The organism is Flagellimonas spongiicola (genome assembly GCF_023502425.1).
GTDB classification, from domain to species: Bacteria; Bacteroidota; Bacteroidia; order Flavobacteriales; family Flavobacteriaceae; genus Flagellimonas; species Flagellimonas spongiicola.
Window position 1 is genome coordinate 89239 of record NZ_JAMFMA010000003.1, and the last position, 18408, is coordinate 107646.

The 18408-nt window shown below is 39.5% G+C and carries 16 protein-coding genes; all 16 read left to right on the forward strand.

Annotation, left to right across the window (positions count from 1 at the left end; genetic code table 11):
- The first annotated feature begins 53 nt into the window (after nucleotides 1-53).
- The 16 genes from M3P19_RS11895 to M3P19_RS11975 all read left to right on the forward strand — a co-directional run bounded on the left by M3P19_RS11895 (nucleotide 54) and on the right by M3P19_RS11975 (nucleotide 18403).
- A complete protein-coding gene (locus tag M3P19_RS11895) occupies nucleotides 54-356 on the forward strand; it encodes an STAS domain-containing protein (protein ID WP_249657903.1) in 303 nt (100 codons plus the stop codon).
- A gap of 18 nt (nucleotides 357-374) precedes the next feature.
- Nucleotides 375-1220 carry a glycosyltransferase family 2 protein gene (locus M3P19_RS11900; RefSeq protein WP_249657904.1) on the forward strand — a complete coding sequence of 282 codons (846 nt, stop codon included), beginning with the start codon at nucleotides 375-377 and terminating at the stop codon, nucleotides 1218-1220.
- Between the two features lie 242 nt (nucleotides 1221-1462).
- The gene (locus tag M3P19_RS11905; RefSeq protein ID WP_249657905.1) at nucleotides 1463-1828 is read left to right on the forward strand and encodes a response regulator transcription factor; all 366 of its coding nucleotides are present in this window, start codon (nucleotides 1463-1465) and stop codon (nucleotides 1826-1828) included.
- Between the two features lie 3 nt (nucleotides 1829-1831).
- The gene (locus M3P19_RS16925; RefSeq protein WP_283777952.1) at nucleotides 1832-3022 is read left to right on the forward strand and encodes a sugar transferase; all 1191 of its coding nucleotides are present in this window, start codon (nucleotides 1832-1834) and stop codon (nucleotides 3020-3022) included.
- Between the two features lie 2 nt (nucleotides 3023-3024).
- Complete coding sequence (locus tag M3P19_RS11920) at nucleotides 3025-3765, forward strand: TolC family protein (protein ID WP_249657906.1); 741 nt, start codon at nucleotides 3025-3027, stop codon at nucleotides 3763-3765.
- A gap of 1 nt (nucleotide 3766) precedes the next feature.
- Nucleotides 3767-5998: a GumC family protein gene (locus M3P19_RS11925; RefSeq protein WP_249657907.1), complete on the forward strand. Its 2232-nt coding sequence runs from the start codon at nucleotides 3767-3769 to the stop codon at nucleotides 5996-5998.
- Nucleotides 5998-7341: an oligosaccharide flippase family protein gene (locus tag M3P19_RS11930; RefSeq protein ID WP_249657908.1), complete on the forward strand. Its 1344-nt coding sequence runs from the start codon at nucleotides 5998-6000 to the stop codon at nucleotides 7339-7341. Before M3P19_RS11925 ends, M3P19_RS11930 begins: the two co-directional genes overlap by 1 nt.
- A complete protein-coding gene (locus tag M3P19_RS11935) occupies nucleotides 7341-8813 on the forward strand; it encodes a hypothetical protein (RefSeq protein ID WP_249657909.1) in 1473 nt (490 codons plus the stop codon). Before M3P19_RS11930 ends, M3P19_RS11935 begins: the two co-directional genes overlap by 1 nt.
- Before the next feature lie 10 nt (nucleotides 8814-8823).
- Nucleotides 8824-9711 (forward strand): glycosyltransferase family 2 protein, encoded by an 888-nt coding sequence (locus M3P19_RS11940; protein ID WP_249657910.1) that lies wholly within the window; start codon nucleotides 8824-8826, stop codon nucleotides 9709-9711.
- A gap of 144 nt (nucleotides 9712-9855) precedes the next feature.
- Nucleotides 9856-11814, forward strand: a complete 1959-nt coding sequence (locus tag M3P19_RS11945) for an LruC domain-containing protein (RefSeq protein WP_249657911.1) — start codon at nucleotides 9856-9858, stop codon at nucleotides 11812-11814.
- A 35-nt stretch (nucleotides 11815-11849) separates the two neighbouring features.
- Nucleotides 11850-13202, forward strand: a complete 1353-nt coding sequence (locus tag M3P19_RS11950; RefSeq protein WP_249657912.1) for a UDP-glucose dehydrogenase family protein — start codon at nucleotides 11850-11852, stop codon at nucleotides 13200-13202.
- Between the two features lie 4 nt (nucleotides 13203-13206).
- Nucleotides 13207-14175: a UDP-glucuronic acid decarboxylase family protein gene (locus M3P19_RS11955; RefSeq protein ID WP_249657913.1), complete on the forward strand. Its 969-nt coding sequence runs from the start codon at nucleotides 13207-13209 to the stop codon at nucleotides 14173-14175.
- A 10-nt stretch (nucleotides 14176-14185) separates the two neighbouring features.
- Nucleotides 14186-15391: a glycosyltransferase family 2 protein gene (locus M3P19_RS11960; RefSeq protein WP_249657914.1), complete on the forward strand. Its 1206-nt coding sequence runs from the start codon at nucleotides 14186-14188 to the stop codon at nucleotides 15389-15391.
- A gap of 9 nt (nucleotides 15392-15400) precedes the next feature.
- Nucleotides 15401-16558 (forward strand): glycosyltransferase family 4 protein, encoded by a 1158-nt coding sequence (locus M3P19_RS11965; RefSeq protein WP_249657915.1) that lies wholly within the window; start codon nucleotides 15401-15403, stop codon nucleotides 16556-16558.
- A 1-nt stretch (nucleotide 16559) separates the two neighbouring features.
- Nucleotides 16560-17753: a glycosyltransferase gene (locus tag M3P19_RS11970; RefSeq protein WP_249657916.1), complete on the forward strand. Its 1194-nt coding sequence runs from the start codon at nucleotides 16560-16562 to the stop codon at nucleotides 17751-17753.
- 11 nt (nucleotides 17754-17764) lie between these two features.
- Complete coding sequence (locus M3P19_RS11975; protein ID WP_249657917.1) at nucleotides 17765-18403, forward strand: acyltransferase; 639 nt, start codon at nucleotides 17765-17767, stop codon at nucleotides 18401-18403.
- Nucleotides 18404-18408: the final 5 nt, after the last annotated feature.

An 18408-nucleotide genomic window follows, 5' to 3' on the forward strand; every position in this document is an offset into this window, starting at 1 on the left:
CTTTTTGAAAATGTTAAATGATAGAAAAAAATTCATATTAAATCTTTTTACATATGTCATTAGAAATACGAGAGAACAGAGGAATATTTGAAATTTTAGGCAAGGTAACCACTCCTCAAATTGGCGCGTTGAATTCATACTTTCAAGCGGTGCTAGAACGTGAGGATAGCATAGTGGTTAGCTTGGAAAGTGTCACTGACTTGGATGCATCTGCTGTTCGATTCTTTGAAAAGCTATATCAGGATTCCGCACGACAAAACAAAGTGGTTTCCTTAATAGGCAGGCAGAATAGCACCTTGATGGAGATTTTCAATACCACAAGAACCAATTATATTCTAAGTCCGGACCGTATTTAATCTCTAAAAGTTATTCAGATGAAAGTAACCGACTATCAATCGTATTTTGGAGCTACACCTAAAAGTTTAAATGATGCGGATTTCAATCGATTGGTAACCTATTTTGATTTATTGCGACAGGTTGAAAAACCGGTTGTTAGTCTTATCACCCCAATTTTTAGGGCAAAGGAAACATTGGTAGCCCATTTACTTTCACTTTCAAACTTAAAAACCATTATTCCTTACGAAGTCATTTTTGTAGAGAATAATGCCGACGAGGAAAGTCTTGCCATCTTAAATCAATTAGGGGCCAAGGTGGTGAGTGAGCCCCGTCAAGGCATAACACACGCAAGACAAAAAGGACTTGTTGAGGCTCGGGGTAAAATCTTATGTAGCATGGATCCTGATAGTATTTATGATCCGTATTACATTGATAAAATGGCACTTCCATTTTTTATTGATAAGGACTTGGTATTATGTTACTCCATATCACAAAGCTATGAGGATAACTTTCAGCTATCCCCAAAAATGCGACTGAGAAACAAATTGAAATTGGTCTATTTTCGATGGAAGTTATCAGGTAAGTTTACAACGAAAATCAAGCATATCCGAGCCGTTGCCATGGCTATTAGGAGAGATGCTCTTGAACCAATTGGTTACGAAACGGACCTAAAGGCGGTCTCCGGTTGTGATGACGGGATGCTGGCCATGCATCTTCATAACCTAGGTTCTTTCAAATACATACCAGTTGACGTTTATACGGCTTTGCCACCTAAACGGGAGCCAGGTAAACCATTCCCATTTTGCAACGAACGTTTTCTGAAATCCAATAACCAATTGGAGGATACTTTTAGAGAACTACAGATTTCCAATGTGGAGCATTGAATTGCTTCTAATCTTATATTTCCTTTTGATTTAGGTTCTAGAAATTCCCAATTAAAGTGGGTGGGAATACCGAACACCTAAAATCGATGTGCGCTACATCGATAAGGTATTAAATTACCTGACCTCCCATAATACGTTGCTTACAACATACTCCCTTGATTTGACAACATAGAATATATAAAAAGTAATAATAATCCTACTTTTCAATTGTGTTTAGTACTACAAATTAAAAAAATGTAATTATGAAAATTCTAGTGGTTGACGACAAGCAGTCTTTGAGTGAATTGGTTTCACAATTCCTAGGACAATCTTACCAGGTTACTACCATGGAAGATGGCATGGCTGCCCTTACATGGATGCAAGAAGGAAATATTCCAGATTTGGTAATCACCGATTTGGAAATGCCCAATATGGACGGATTCGAATTGATCGAGAAAATCAAGGAAAGCGGATATTTTTCCAACATTCCAATTATCGTACTCAGCTGTAGAGACAGTAGTTCGGACCGTATCCAATGTTTGAAATTGGGCGCAGATGATTATTTGGTAAAGCCATTTAATCCTGAAGAACTACTTATTCGAGTTGAAAAGTTATTGATTAGGGCATAGACCATGGAAGTAAAAGTGGATAAAAAAGTTTGCCTGCTATATGTAGGTATGGACAAAACGGTTGTGGACCAATTTAAGGCCCACATCGGTAATTTGGATTTTCATGAGGCAAAAAATGCCGTCTTGGCCATAAAATGGTTAGAAGAAAACCCAAATGTCGATGCTATTTTGTGCGAAAAACAGATACCTGGACAAACAGGTATTGAATTTCATAAAACCTTAAGGGAAAAGTTTGCGGATAGTACCGCAATACCTTTCATTTTAGTGGCAAAATCAAGAGATAAAAACGATTTGTCCGAGGCTGTAAAAAATGGAATAGATGATTTTTATGTCCAACCATTATCCACAGGGAGAATTCTAGATCGGGTTCAATTCCTAAAAGAATTAAAAGCAAACCTGAAAAAGGAAAAGATCGCAGCTCCAAAAGGGGATCTAGTAGAGTATAAAATTGGCTTTTGGAAACGCTCTTTTGATATCCTAGTGGCCAGCTCGGCATTGCTATTTGCATCTCCTTTTCTATTGCTTTTCATAGCAGCAATTCGATTGGAATCCAAAGGAAAAGTTTATTACATCTCCAAAAGAGTGGGTACTGGTTACAAGATTTTTGACTTTTACAAGTTGAGATCCATGTATCCAGATGCGGACAAGCGCTTGAAAGAATTCCAGCATTTAAACCAATACATCCACGATGATGTGGAAGAACAGCAAGTAGCACGCCCTACAACTGAAACTTCTGGAGGTACAGTTCTGATTGGTGATGATACCGAGGTTGATGAAATTCAGCACAATAACAAGCGAAAAGAAAGTGCTGAAAGTGCTTTTGTAAAATTTGAGAATGATCCAAGAATTACAAAAGTGGGACACATTATCAGAAAGTTGAGTATTGATGAATTACCACAGTTGATCAATGTTTTAAAAGGGGATATGTCCATTGTGGGGAACCGGCCCTTGCCGCTTTATGAAGCGGAAATGCTAACAACAGATGAGTGGACCGATCGTTTCAATGGGCCTGCGGGTATTACCGGACTGTGGCAGGTTGAAGCCCGAGGAAGAACAGCAAAGATGTCACCAGAGGAACGTAAATCCTTGGATATAAAATACGTGAAATATGCAAACAGCAAATATGCTTTTTTGATTGATATGTGGATTGTACTCCGAACCTTTAAAGCTGTTTTTCAAAAGGAGAATGTATAGCAATGAAAAAAACGAACCTAATATTCTTAGTGCTGGCCTTGCTATGCAGTATATCCTATGGACAATCTATAAATGATTTTATCGAAAAAAGTCTTGAGGAAAATGATATATCCAAAAAATTACCACCAATAGATACTTTGGTGGCAATGGCAAAAGCGTATTCGCCATTTATTAAGGTCACCATATCTGAACAACAATATCGGGATGGCGTGGTGTCATCAGAGCAGCGCGCTTGGTTGGAGTATATCAATTTCGAAGCCGGTTATAACTATGGTATTTTCGACAACCTAAGTAATTCCCAAATAGCTGGCGACCCTCAGAGCCAACAATTGTTTTCCAGTGAACAGAGTAGATACAGCGTGGGCGTGTCATTAAGGTTACCATTAGCTGCCATAGTCAATCGAAGGGCCAAAATATTAAGTGCAAAGGGAGAGGCGGAAAAAGCACGCTTTGAAACACAAGTAGCTGAAGTGGAACTTGAACAAAAAGTAGTTGATCTCTATAATGAACTGCTTAAATCACATCGCCTGTTTTTTATTTCAGGATCCATTGTAGATAATTTCCGAGTACAATCTATACGGGCTGAAAAAGACTTTGCCAATGGGGTAATTAACATTGCTGAGTATACCCGATTGCAACAAATGATGAACCAAGCGACCATGGGGTTTGAACTCCAACGGTCAGATTTTATTTCTTCGGTAATGGCATTGGAAAACATTATTGGAGCAGAACTGAATATTTAATATGAAGTTTAATCTTCTCTTTTTTGTACGTCTTCTAGTTAGGCATATGGGCCTCTTGGTCGCTATGCCCATTATTTTGGGTTCCCTAGTGTTTTATATGACGCGGGATGAGCCAAAAGTCTATAACTCCAAAGCTAGGGTGTATACCGGTATAGCAACAGGTTCCAATATTGAATTGGAGAATACTAAAATTGATTTTAGGGCTACCAATACTGCATATGACAACCTTTTGAACCTTATAAAGGCACGTACCACTATTGAAATTGTAGGCCTTAAATTATTCGCCCAACATATGGCGTTGGACAGTGCCGACATTAAAATCATCTCCCATGCCAAGTTCTTGAAATTAATGGAGGATGTACCTGAAGAAGTGAAAGAATTGGTGGTAAAAGGAGATACGGAGAAGACCTATGAGAATTTTGTTCAACTAAAAGAAGCCAACCATACCAACTACATCTATAAATTGATAAATCTGGACCATCCGGATTATAGCATTGAAAAGATTTTGGGTCGAATAGGTTTACGAAGAATATCCAACAGTGATTTTGTGGATATTGATTTTGAGTCCGAGGATCCAGCCATTTGCCAAAACACCTTGTTGATACTTTGTGAAACCTTTGTGCAACTTAATGCGGACATCAAAGTAAATCAATCTGATGCTGTTGTAAAATACTTCCAAGGACAGTTGAACAAGTCAACGGATCATTTGCATGATGCGGAAGATGAATTGTTGGATTTCAATCGAACGAACAACATTATCAACTATTACGAACAAACAAAACACATTGCTGCTGAAAAAGAGGAATTTGAAATCAAATTCTTCGAAGTGCAGCGAAAATTCCATGCATCAAGAGCGGTACTAAGTGTTTTGGAATCCAAATTGGAAACCCATGACCGAAAACGAATTTCCAGTCAAAGCATTATGGAAATCCGAAAAGAGCTATCTACCCTGAACTTTGAGGTGTCCATGATGACCCTGGGAATGGAAAAGGATTCTGTGCAACGACAAAAAGATGCTGTGGAGGTCACCAAAAAAATGACGAGGATAGAAGAGCTGGAAGGCAAACTTACAGCTCATATCGATACGCTTTACACCACGGATTATAGCACAAGAAGTGTGGCATCTACCAGTGTTTTGGCGGATTGGTTACAAAATACGATTGAATACGAAGGGTACAATGCCCAATTGAAGGTGATGGAGGAAAAACGTAAAGAATTTGAAAAGTTGTACCAAGAATTTTCACCACTAGGAGCTACAATGAAGCGTTTGGAACGTAAAATTGATATCGCGGAACGTGAATATTTAAGCCTCTTACATAGTTTGGGACTTGCAAAATTGCGTCAACAAAATGTGGAACTGAAATCCAATATTAAACTTACCGAAGTTCCTTTTTACCCTATTAGTCCTAAGCCAAGTAAGCGTATGTTGCTTGTGATTGTTGCTGGCATAGTTGGCTTCGTGTTAGTTGCTGCATCCATATTGGTCTTGGAACTATTGGACGGTAACATCAATACTGCAAATAGGGCAGAAGACAAGATAGAATTAAAGGTGTCCTCGATTTTCCCTGTTATCAGCGCAAAGAATAAGAAAATAGACTACGCCTATTTGCAGAATAAAGCGGTAAATGCCATTTCCAGAAATGTAATACTTAATCAATTCAAAAAAGAGAAAGAAAATACACCGGTGGTAAATATGCTGTTTTCCACTCAAGAAAATGAAGGTAAAACCTTTATCTGTAAACATTTGATATCCAAACTTTGTGAGTTGGATTATAATATTTTACATGTCACATATGATGATGAGGACATAGGGATATCTGGGGATTTTTATAGCAAAATTATTTATGAAATAAGCGATAAACTTTATAAGATCTCCAATGTTCAAGAATTTGATCAAAATGCTGAGATTTCGGAATTCAATGACTTTGATTTTGTGATTTTGGAAATACCAAGCATTATCAAAAACCCATTTCCAGTTAAGCTAGCCTCTACCATGGATTACACATTTTTGGTCACTAGGGCAAATAGAGCTTGGGGAGAAGCAGATAAAAACGCCCTGGAATTGTTCAATGAAGCAACTACCGGTCCAGAACCTACTATCATTCTAAATGGAGTGAAAGTCCTGGAAATGGAAACCGTTGTTGGAGATCTTCCAAAAAAACGATCCTTGATCCGAAGCTGGATCAAAAAGGTGGTTCAGTTTAGATTTTTCACCAAGAAAACCGTGGCATAATGTTGGGTAAGCTGAAAAACATAGGTAAGGAAAAAAACCTCTCCTCTTTAATGGCCAATGTAAGTGTGGCATTTATGGGGTTGGTCAGCTTTATGCTTTTGACACGCCAGCTGAATAAAGAACTCTTTGGGGAATGGGTACTTTTCATCACCTTGGCAACCTTTGTGGATTTACTTCGTTTTGGTTTGACCAGAACATCTGCCGTACGTTTACTATCAGGCGCCGATAGCAATGCTCAAAGGACCATATTGGGTGCTACCTTTCGTATCAATTTAATAGTACTTGCCATTTTGACCTTGATCTGTTGGTCACTTTTTGGTATCATCAATTTTTTATCAATTGAAATCAATAACGGGTATACACTTTTCTTAAAATTCTATCCTTTTCTAGCGCTTTCAAATCTTAGCTGGAATAATGCCATGTCCCTGTTTCAAGCAGAACAGAACTTCAGGAGAATGATGGTGGTCCGGATTGCGAATGTTGGACTTTTCTGTCTTTTTCTTCTGTTAAACCAATGGTGGTTGCAGCTGGGCCTGATTGAAATTATTTGGGTCAATATTGCTGTTAACGCTGTGTCAGGAGTATGGTGCTCTCTAAGAAATTGGGATGGGTTGGTATTCTTGAAACATGCCAAAAGAAAGGTAGAAAAAGAGCTTATCAATTTCGGAAAATACTCCATGGGTACCTTGATTAGTTCTAGCTTGCTGAAAAGCTCAGATACTTTCATTATTGGTATGAGTCCGTTTTTGGGCTCCGTCGGAATTGCGATGTACGCAATTCCATTGAAATTGACCGATCTTCTGGGTATTCCACTGCATAGTTTCGCAATGACAGCTTACCCAAGAATGTCCAAAAAAGCATTGGAAGGTGACTTGTTCGGTACTAAAAAGATATTTTATGCCTATGTCGGCATCATTACCCTTCTGTTTTTCCCAGTAGCATTGGGAAGTTTTGTTTTTGCAGAGGAGTTGGTTTTGTTTTTAGGTGGGAATGAATACTTGGATTCTTTGCCTTTGTTAACCTTAATATTCAGGGTGTTTACGGTATATATTATGCTACTTCCACTAGATCGTTTTACGGGTGTCTTATTGGATAGTATAAACAAGCCAAAACTGAATCTTTACAAGGTATTGGCCATGACAACGGCAAATATTGTTTTGAACGTATTGGCCGTTTTTGTATTTAAGAGTTTAATTGCTGTAGCCATAGGAACAGTGGTGTTTACCTTACTTGGAATATTCCTCGGGTTCTTTTATCTGAAAAAGGAGGTTCAAATCCAAAGTCGACAGATTGTTTCCGAAAGTGTTTCCTTCATTAGAAACCTTAAAACCCATCTGAGCTAATGAATCCCTTTGAATCTACACATGGTGCGGATTATTTGAGGAAACCATTACCTATTTTGGTGTTGTTGAGCATTGTATTCACAACAGCTCATTTAACTGCAACGAGGGGCTTGGTAGCAGGTATTGGCATCATGATATTGCCCTTTGCGATTTTGTATATGGGTGCCTTATTTGTGAAACCTAGAATTGGAATCATTACGATATTGATATTCAACTTCTTTGTTTTGGGAATAGGAAGATATATTCCTATGACATGGGGATTGCTCATGGATGGATTGATGGTATTGATGTATCTGGCTTTGTTCTTTAAAGCCTTTCGAATTAAAGTTCCCTGGGAACGTGCCAATTCACAATTGACACTATTGGTTACAATTTGGTTCGGTTATGCTGTGTTGCAGATTGTAAATCCGGAAGCTGTTAGTGTGGCGGCATGGTTTTATGCAATGCGTGGTTTAGCATTATATCAATGGTTATTTGTGCCCCTGGCTTTTATACTATTCAACAAAGAAAAAGACTTACATATTTTCTTTGTCATATGGGGGTTGCTATCCGTTTTGGCGACAATGAAAGGTATGCAGCAACTGATTTTTGGTGTTGACTCCTATGAACAGGCCTGGTTGGATGCGGGGGGGGATGTAACACACATTTTATTTGGAAAACTTCGAATTTTTTCCTTCTATTCAGATGCTGGACAGTTTGGAGCTTCGCAGGGACATACCGGGGTCGTATTTGGGGTATTGGCGCTGTTTGCCAAAAATCGAAAATTTCAAATTTTTTGTGGCATAGTAGCGATGGCCGGTTTACTAGGCATGATGATATCTGGGACTCGGGGCGCAATTGCAGTACCAGCTATGGGCGGTGTTATGTTTATTTTAGTTAGAAAGCATATCCCAAGTATCATTCTTGGAGTAGTTGCGGGGATAGGAATTTTTGTCTTTTTTAAGTACACCACCATTGGAAATGATAATGATCAGATACGAAGAATGCGAACTGCATTTGATCCCAATGATGCTTCATTGGAAATGCGACGTATAAATCAAGCAAAACTCAAAGGATATTTGGCCACAAGACCATTAGGCGGTGGAATAGGATCTACTGGAAACTGGGGAAAGCGATTTTCACCCAATACCTTTTTGGCCAATACAGCAACGGACAGTTGGTTTGTTGCAGTTTGGGCAGATACGGGCATTGTTGGACTATATCTACACTTATTCATTCTCTTTTTTGTCCTTATAACCGGGGCATACAATTGTATGTTCAAAATAAGGGACGATTGGTTGAAAGGACGTATTACCGCTTTGGTTTGTGGGATGGCCGGAATAATGTTGGCCTCTTATGGGAATGGGGTTTTCGGACAATTCCCTACATGTATTTTGATGTATACCGGAATGGTGTTCATTTTCATTGCACCCAAACTAGATAAAAAGATTATGGCTGAAAAAGAAGCCCAAATGGAATTACAAGCGACATAAACTATAAAATATGGAACCCTTAGTTTCAATCATAACCATTAATTACAATGAGTCCAATGTAACGTTGGACATGTTGGAATCTGCCAGAAATCTAACGTATTCCAACTATGAAATCATTGTAGTGGATAACGCATCACCTAATGACAATCCGGATATTATAAAAGAAAAATATCCCGAAGTCGTTTTGATTAAAAGTCTCGAAAATCTTGGCTTTGCAGGAGGTAACAATCTTGGTGTGAAACAGGCTAAGGGAGGGTATTTGTTGTTTATCAATAATGATACAATTGTGCCACCTGATTTCATTCAACCCTTGGTAGAAACGCTCCAAAATGACGAAAGTATCGGAATGGTCAGTCCTAAAATCAAATTCCATTGGGACCCAAGTTTAATCCAATATGCAGGCTACACGCCCATGAACCATTGGACCATCAGAAACAATAGCATCGGATACCACCAAAAGGACGATGGTACATATGATAAGCCAGGAGAAACCCAATCCATTCATGGTGCAGCAATGATGGTTCCTAGAACGGTGGTTGATAAAGTTGGTATGATGACAGAAGTCTATTTTCTTTACTATGAAGAGCATGATTGGGCGGAGATGATTAAAAGGGGAGGCTACAGGATCTATTATCAACCGAAATCTTATATCCTTCATAAAGAATCCATTTCAACAGGCAAGTTCAGCCCATTGAAAACCTATTACATCTCACGGAACCGGATTTTGTTTGCCAGAAGAAATTTTAAACCCTTTCAGCTAGTTGTCAGTATGCTGTTTCAGTCTTTGGTTTCCGTTCCCAAGAATAGTCTTAAGTTCTTGGTGAAAAGAGAGTTTGAACATTTGCGGGCATTTTGGCGCGCAATAGGTTGGAATCTTACACACGGTGCTAGTACATAGATACCGGTTTCTTCACGGATAAGGAATTCGAATATATACCTACAAGGCTTTCATTTACAACATGAAACCTTGCTTATACAACAAATACTTTTCTTTCTTAAAATGTAGGATAATATTTACAAAACTATATTCAAACCTACAGTAATGTATAAAAAATTTAGAACATCCATTTTGTTTTCAGCTATACTCTTGGGCTTCCTTGGTTGCGTAAGTGAAAAGGATTTAGACCCTCCAATTGATAGCACGGACGATGATATTAATGTGGATGACGGACCTCTGGCCGCATTGAATGTGGCTGCAAGTTTTAACTATACCACTAAACAAGATGTTGATGTAACATTGGATGTCCCTACTTTTTTGAGTAAAGCCGTTTTTCAGCTATATAGTAAAACGGGCAACCATGACAGTATACCATTTGGGCGTGCGACCTTTGATTCGAACGGGCACTTTGAACAAAGCTTTGCCATTCAAGCGCAAGCAGATAGTGTGTTGTTGTATTCCGATTATATTGGACTGACCCGAGATGTACGTCTTTCCATAGCAAATGGATCGGTATCATTCGATTATAGACCCCTTTATGAGCGCGCGAGTTCAAGTAAGTCAACGGGAAATGTAATGGCCGGTAAGGGAGTCACTAACAGAACAGCAAAAGCAACATATACATATTTAAGCGGATTCAATTCCTTGGGGGTTCCTGCTGAGATGGAACTACCGGATATTATTCAACAAAATTTATTGGACGATATCAATGCTTCCTTGCCAGAATACAGCAGGGTTCCCATAGCCAATCCACAGTTTTTGGCCAATAGTAGTGAAACCAGTATGGTGTTGACCGATTTGGCTGATGTTTGGGTCACCTTTGTTTCTGAAGGTGCTGGCTATCGAAATGCATTGGGTTATTACTCCTATGAGTTAGGAAATGCACCAGCAAGTCCCGATGAGATTGCTGCGCATAATGTAATATTTCCAAATACTTCAATGATTGGGTCTTCAGGAGGACTAGTGCCGGGAGATCGTGTTTATTTGGGGAGATTCCCTCCAAATACGGTAATCTCATGGTTTATTGTGGCAAACGGATGGAATGGTTCTGGTGTCACGGATGGTCGTGGAATATATTATTCAGAACCAAGTTTCAATCCAGAAAATTCCAACTTGAACACCCATGTAGTACAATTGTATGATAGTGCGAGGGAAATCAATTTCCTGGCATTTGAAGATTTGCGAAGAGATCAGGGTTCTGATGATGATTTCAATGATGCGGTTTTTTATGCACGCGCAAACCCGGTTGAGTCCATTGAATTGAACAATGTGGTTGCATTGATCCCAGCTAATGATGAAGATGGAGACGGTGTAAATGATGAATTGGATGATTTCCCTTTTGATACCAATAAGGCGTTCAATAACTTTTCCCCTACTGCGAACCTAACTGGTGTACTTGCGTTTGAGGATTTATGGCCTAGCCAAGGAGATTACGATTTCAACGATTTGGTCGTCACCTACAGTTATAATTTGATTACCAACGCTTCCAACTTAATTACAAGAATTGAAGGGACTTTTACGATAGACAATATTGGTGGTGCCCTTCACAATGGATTTGCTTTGGCATTTCCCATTGATCCAACACTTGTGGATGAGGTGCAAGGACAAGTGATCAATGCCAACTACATCAGTTTAAACGCCAATGGCACAGAAGCTGGTACAGCCGCAGATGAAACGGTAATATTTGTAGCTGGTAATACCATTGAAATGGAAGGTGATGTCATAGAATTGGGAATTGATTTCAATACCCCAATAAGCTATGAGGATTTAGGACTGGTGCCTTTCAATCCATTCTTGATATCCAATGCAACAAGGGCAACGGAAGTACACCTTCCAGACATGCCACCAACAAGTAAGGCGGCCTCATTGGGCACAAATGATGATGATAGCGATCCATCGCAAAATAGATATTACAAAACAACAAAAAACCTACCATGGGCATTGAACATCTTCGATGATTTTATCCCACCGCAGGAATCCATTCCAATAACCATTGAGTATCCAAAGTTTGTCAATTGGGCAAATTCGGGCGGTACCCAAGATTTGGATTGGTACGAAAGATAATTTAAAACATAACAAACCTTAATACACTTCAAATTATGAACATTACAGTAATAGGTACAGGTTACGTAGGCTTGGTAACGGGTACTTGCTTTGCAGAGACCGGAATTAATGTGGTCTGCGTGGACATTGATGAAAAGAAAGTGGAAATGCTCCGCAGAGGGGAAGTTCCAATTTATGAACCAGGACTTGATGTGCTGCTTGAACGTAACATGGACAAGGGAAGAATATCCTTTACCACAAGTTTGAAAAAAGGCATTCAGAACAGTGATGCGGTTTTTATCGCTGTAGGTACACCACCAGATGAAGATGGTAGTGCAGACTTAAAATATGTCTTGGGTGTGGCGCGTGAAATTGGCCAGCACATGGAAGATTACAAAGTAATCATTACCAAGAGTACGGTACCAGTGGGTACCTCCTTCAAGGTAAAATCAGCAGTTGAGGAAGAATTACAGAAGCGTGATGTACGCATTCCGTTTGATGTAGCTTCCAATCCAGAATTCTTAAAAGAAGGAAGTGCTGTTGACGATTTCCTAAAACCGGACCGAATTGTTGTTGGTATAGAAAGTAAGCGTGCTGAAAAAGTGATGAAACGACTGTACAAACCATTCTTGATGAACGGTCATCCATTATTGTTCATGGATATTTTTTCATCAGAGATGACAAAATATGCCGCAAATTCCATGTTGGCAACAAAGATCAGTTTCATGAATGATATTGCCAACCTATGTGAGTTGGTAGGAGCAAACGTGGATTTGGTACGAAAAGGTATTGGTTCAGATTCACGAATAGGTAACAAATTCATCTATCCAGGAACTGGATATGGAGGAAGTTGTTTCCCTAAAGATGTTCAGGCCTTGGTGCGTACAGCAGATGAGTACGGGCATTCGCTTGAAGTATTGAAAGCTGTTGAAAGTGTGAACTACAGACAAAAGTCAGTACTGGTCAACAAAATCAAAAGTCATTTTGGCGAAAACCTAAAAGGCAAACAGTTTGGACTTTGGGGCTTGGCATTTAAACCTAAGACGGACGACATGCGAGAAGCACCTGCCTTGGTGATTATTGAAGAGTTAAAAGCATTGGGTGCCAACGTTAGGGCATACGATCCTGTGGCTATGGAAGAGGCCGAGCGAATTCTAGGAGATAAAATAGAATACGCCAAGGATGAATACGATGCCATTATTGATGCAGACGCATTGATTGTTGTCACGGAATGGTCTGAATTCAGGATGCCGAACTTCAGGATTCTTGAAAAGCTTATGGTAGAGAAAACCATTTTTGATGGTCGTAACATTTACGATCCAGAAGAAATGGAAGAATCGGAATTTACCTATTACAGTATTGGTAGGGATGCCGTTGGAAACATAAAAAAAGAAACGGTTAAAGCCTAAAAAAATGAAACGGATATTAGTTACAGGTGGAGCCGGATTTGTGGGTTCACATCTTTGTGAAAGACTCTTAAATGAAGGAAATGAAGTAATATGTATGGACAATTACTTCACCGGAAGAAAGAGTAAGGTAGTGCATCTCATGGACAACCCATATTTTGAAGTGATCCGCCATGATGTTACACTGCCCTATTTTCTTGAGGTAGATGAAATTTACAATCTCGCATGTCCGGCATCTCCCGTACATTATCAGCATAATCCCATAAAAACCATAAAGACTTCCGTATTAGGAGCAATTAATATGTTGGGATTGGCAAAACGTATAAACGCAAAAATTCTTCAAGCTTCAACCAGTGAAGTATACGGAGATCCAGAATTACATCCACAACCCGAAGGGTATTGGGGTCATGTTAATCCAATAGGAATCCGTTCCTGTTACGATGAAGGAAAACGCTGTGCGGAATCCTTGTTTGTCAACTATCATGGATTCAACAATGTGTTGGTGAAAATCGTTAGGATTTTTAATACCTACGGACCACGAATGGAACCTGACGATGGTCGCGTGGTATCCAATTTCATAATGCAAGCATTGCAAGGCAAGGATATAACCGTGTTTGGCGATGGTATGCAAACCAGAAGCTTCCAGTTTGTAAGTGATCTTGTAGATGGAATGATCAAAATGATGGGTACTGAAGATGAGTTCATTGGCCCAATAAATATTGGCAATCCAGGAGAATTCACCATGTTGGAGTTGGCAGAGAATATCATTGACCTAACAGGTTCAAAATCCAAAATAATTCATTTGCCTTTACCGTCAGACGACCCAATGCAACGAAAGCCAGATATCACTTTGGCTCAAGAAAAGTTGTCAGGATGGAGTCCTAAGGTGGAGCTTCGAGAAGGATTGGGCCATACGATAGCATATTTTGACAACTTGTTAAAAGATCAGTCCATTAAGGAATTGGTCGCCGGTTAATACGAAGAGGATGGATGTATTAAGAATCATTATCAATTTTATAGAGTTCCTCTTACTTGGATATTTTGGGTTCGCATCCATCTATGTCTTTGTCTTTTCGGTTGCTGGACTTTTTAAGGCTAAGGAACGGGATATTTTATCGGTGAAACAGCGAAAATTTGCTGTTTTGATACCGGGATACAAAGAAGACAATGTAATTATCGAAGTTGCGAAAAGTGCACTTAAGCAAAGTTATCCTTCACACCTTTATGAAGTTGTGATAATTGCCGATTCATTTCAGAAAAAAACCTTGGATGCATTAAGGCAATTACCAATTCGTTTGGTAGAGGTTTCCTTTGAAAAAAGTACCAAATCCAAAGCACTGAATAAGGCCATGAAGGTAATTGGTGACGAATACCATGTGGCTTTGATATTGGATGCTGACAACATCATGGAAAAGGATTTTGTTTTAAAAATCAATGAGGCGTTCAATCAAGGATACAAAGTAGTGCAGGGACATCGTATTGCCAAAAACACCAATACCTCCTTTGCTATTTTGGATGCAATAAGTGAAGAAGTCAATAATCACATATTTAGAAAAGGACATCGGGTATTTGGACTATCCTCTGCTTTGATTGGTTCGGGTATGGCGTTTGACTACTACTTTTTCAAAATTACCATGGCCAAGGTTAATGCCGTGGGTGGTTTTGATAAGGAATTGGAATTGAAATTGCTCAAAAACCGCATAAAAATTGAATACTTGAACGGTGCATTGGTTTTGGATGAAAAAGTACAGAAATCGGAAGTATTCGCTAATCAACGTAAACGATGGCTATCCGCGCAATTCGTCTATTTTGCCCGTTACTTTTTTCCTGGCCTAAAAGAACTGATTACCAAAGGTAACATCGATTTTTTTGACAAGGTCTATCAAATGATTTCACCACCACGCGTTTTGCTATTGGGTTTGGTGACCATACTCACGGCAGTCTACGCATTGGTTCAAATCGTATTGCCTGAGAATCTTCTTGTCATTACAGCTCCTTGGTGGTATGCGGTCTTTGGATTGACCATAGCTGCATTTGCATTCGCAATACCTAAAAAATTCTACAATATGAGCACATTAAATGCGATTCTGACCTTGCCAAAGGCATTCGCGTTGATGTTTTTGTCCCTTTTCAAATTAAAAGGGGCCAACAAAAAATTCATCCATACCCAACATGGAACAGTTAATCCTTAGTTATCGATTATGAAGATTGGAATTGAAGGACAACGCCTTTTTAGGAAAAAGAAACATGGTATGGACATGGTGGCTTTGGAATTGATCAAGAGTCTCCAAAACATAGACCATGAAAACGAATACGTCATTTTTGTCAGACCAGACTTGGATGACTCTTGCATCCCCAAAGCGGAAAATTTCAAAATCGTGGAATTGGAATCTCGATGGGGATACCCGGGTTGGGAACAACTTGTGCTGCCAAGGGCTGCAAGAAAAGAGGGGTGTGACGTGCTACATTGCACTAGTAATACAGGGCCATTATTCTCAAGGGTGCCCTTGATAACCACCTTGCACGATATCATTTATTTGGAGAGTATCAGCCTTTTTAAAAAGGAAGGTACCTGGTACCAAAAGTTTGGCAATATGTATCGAAGGTACTTTGTACCTCCCGTGATTCGAAAAAGTAAAAAAGTCATTACGGTATCCAACTACGAGAAAGAACGTATTAACTCCCATTTCGGATTCAAGGACAACCGATTGACTGCCATTTATAATGGTGTTGGAAACCATTTTAAAAAAGTGGTCAACCCAGTACGATTGAAACGGATAAAGGAAGCATACAATCTGCCTGATAACTTTTTCTTTTTCTTAGGGAATACGGATCCAAAGAAAAACACCAAAGGTGTACTGAAGGCATTTGCCGATTTCAATAAAATATATCCAGGAAAATACCAATTGGTAATGCTGGACTATGATGAAGAAGAACTGCAAAAATTATTGCTGGCAAATGGAAGTCCGGAAATCAGGGAATTGATTCACTTGACAGGATATGTTCCCAATGCGGACTTGCCTGCATTGATCAATCAAGCTACCATATTCCTTTATCCTTCCCTTCGGGAAAGTTTTGGAATTCCAATTTTGGAAGGTATGGCCTGTGGGGTTCCCGTTATCACTTCCAATACTTCATCAATGCCAGAAGTTGCTGGTGATGGATCTGCATTGATGGTTGATCCTACAAAGCCATTGGAAATTACCGAAGCTATGAGACGCCTAGTTGAGGACAAGATGCTCGCAAAAATGCTTGGTGATAAAGGAATAGAACGCGCTAAAGAGTTTTCTTGGGATACCATGGCAAAGAACGTACTGAAACTATATAAAGATGTCTTTTCGGAACTAAAAAAGAATTGATATGATCAAAGGACAGGATATCATCGTTGTGGGCATTCAAGCTTGGGACATAGAAATTGGCAGCAATTGTAAAAATATTGCCGTTGAATTTGCCAAACATAACCGCGTGCTTTATGTAAATCCACCTTTGGATCGTGCAACCTTAAAACGGGACAAGAACTCAGAAAAAGTTCAAAAAAGGCTTCGCATTGCTAAAGGCGAGGAAACAGGATTGGTTCCAGTTCAAGAAAACTTATGGAATCTATTCCCAAAATCCATGACAGAATCCATCAATTGGATACCCTCCCACTTCCTTTTCAAAAAATTGAATAGGCGAAATGCCAAGCTTTTTTCAAATGATATTTTGGAAGCGATGCATAAGTTGAAGTTCAAGAACGTATTGCTATTTAATGATAGTTCCATGTTTTTAGGACTTCATTTAAAGGAATTTCTAAAACCACAGAGCTACACGTATTACATGAGGGATTATTTGATAAAGGTTCCCTACTGGAGAAAACATGGCGAACGTATTGAACCTCAAGTAATCGAATTGGCCGATACGGTGGTAAATAACTCCACATTGTATGCGGAGTATGGTGCCCTTTATAATCCCAATAGTTACATGGTAGGTCAAGGCTGTGATGTGGCCTTGTTCAACGATGCCGAGAATCAAATAGAAGTTCCTCCGGAATTCAAGGAAATTCCAGGTCCAATTTTAGGCTATGTTGGCTACCTGACCAGTATGCGATTGGATATAGCATTGTTGGAACATATGGCAAAAGCGAAAAAGGATTGGAGTATCGTATTGGTTGGGCCCGAAGATGACGATTTTAAAAAGTCCAATCTTCACCAATTGGATAATGTACACTTCTTAGGCAGCAAAGATGCTGCTGAACTCCCCGCATATGTAAAAGGGTTTGACGTAGCAATGAACCCTCAGGTGGTCAACGACTGGACCATAGGAAATTATCCAAGAAAGATTGATGAATACTTGGCAATGGGAAAACCAACATTGGCAACCCGGACCAAAGCCATGGAGATGTTCCAAGATCATGTGTACTTAGGTAGTACAAAAGAGGAATACATCAAATTGGCAGAAAAAGCGCTTGCGGATAATTCTGAGCAACTTCAGCAAAGCAGGATTGAATTTGCCAAGAGCCATACTTGGGAGAACAACGTAAAGGCAATTTACGAAGCCATTAAAAAATCAGCTTAAAATATCTAGTTATGGGAATCAAGGAAAAAATCAAGAACAATAATCGGATCAAAAAATTGGTACATTGGATGTTGATTCCCAAAAATCAAGCAAAACCTAGACTTTGGGTCAGATGGTTTGTAAATCCATTTTATCACAAAAAGGGGAAAGGTGCTACCATTTGCCGCAGGACAAGAATGGACGTATTGCCATGGAACGGCTTTGAGTTAGGTTCCAATTCCACTATTGAAGACTTCTCTACGGTCAACAATGGCGTTGGGCCGGTAAAAATTGGAGATCGCACACGAATTGGTCTGGGGAATACCATTATTGGACCAGTGACCATCGGAAATGATGTTCGATTGGCTCAGAACATAGTGTTGTCCGGCCTTAATCACAACTATGAAGATGTTTCACAACCTATTCACGCCCAAGGGGTATCCACGGCAACAATTGTTGTTAAGGAAGAGACATGGATTGGTGCCAATGCCGTGGTAGTTGCTGGTGTTACAATCGGAAAGCACTGCATTATTGCTGGAGGGAGTGTGGTCACAAAAGATATTCCTGATTATTCTGTTGCAGTAGGAAATCCAGCCAGGGTGGTAAAGACCTACAATCATGATACAGGAGCATGGGAAAAAGCGGTGAAAAAAAATCTCGTGGCAGTTTAATTTCA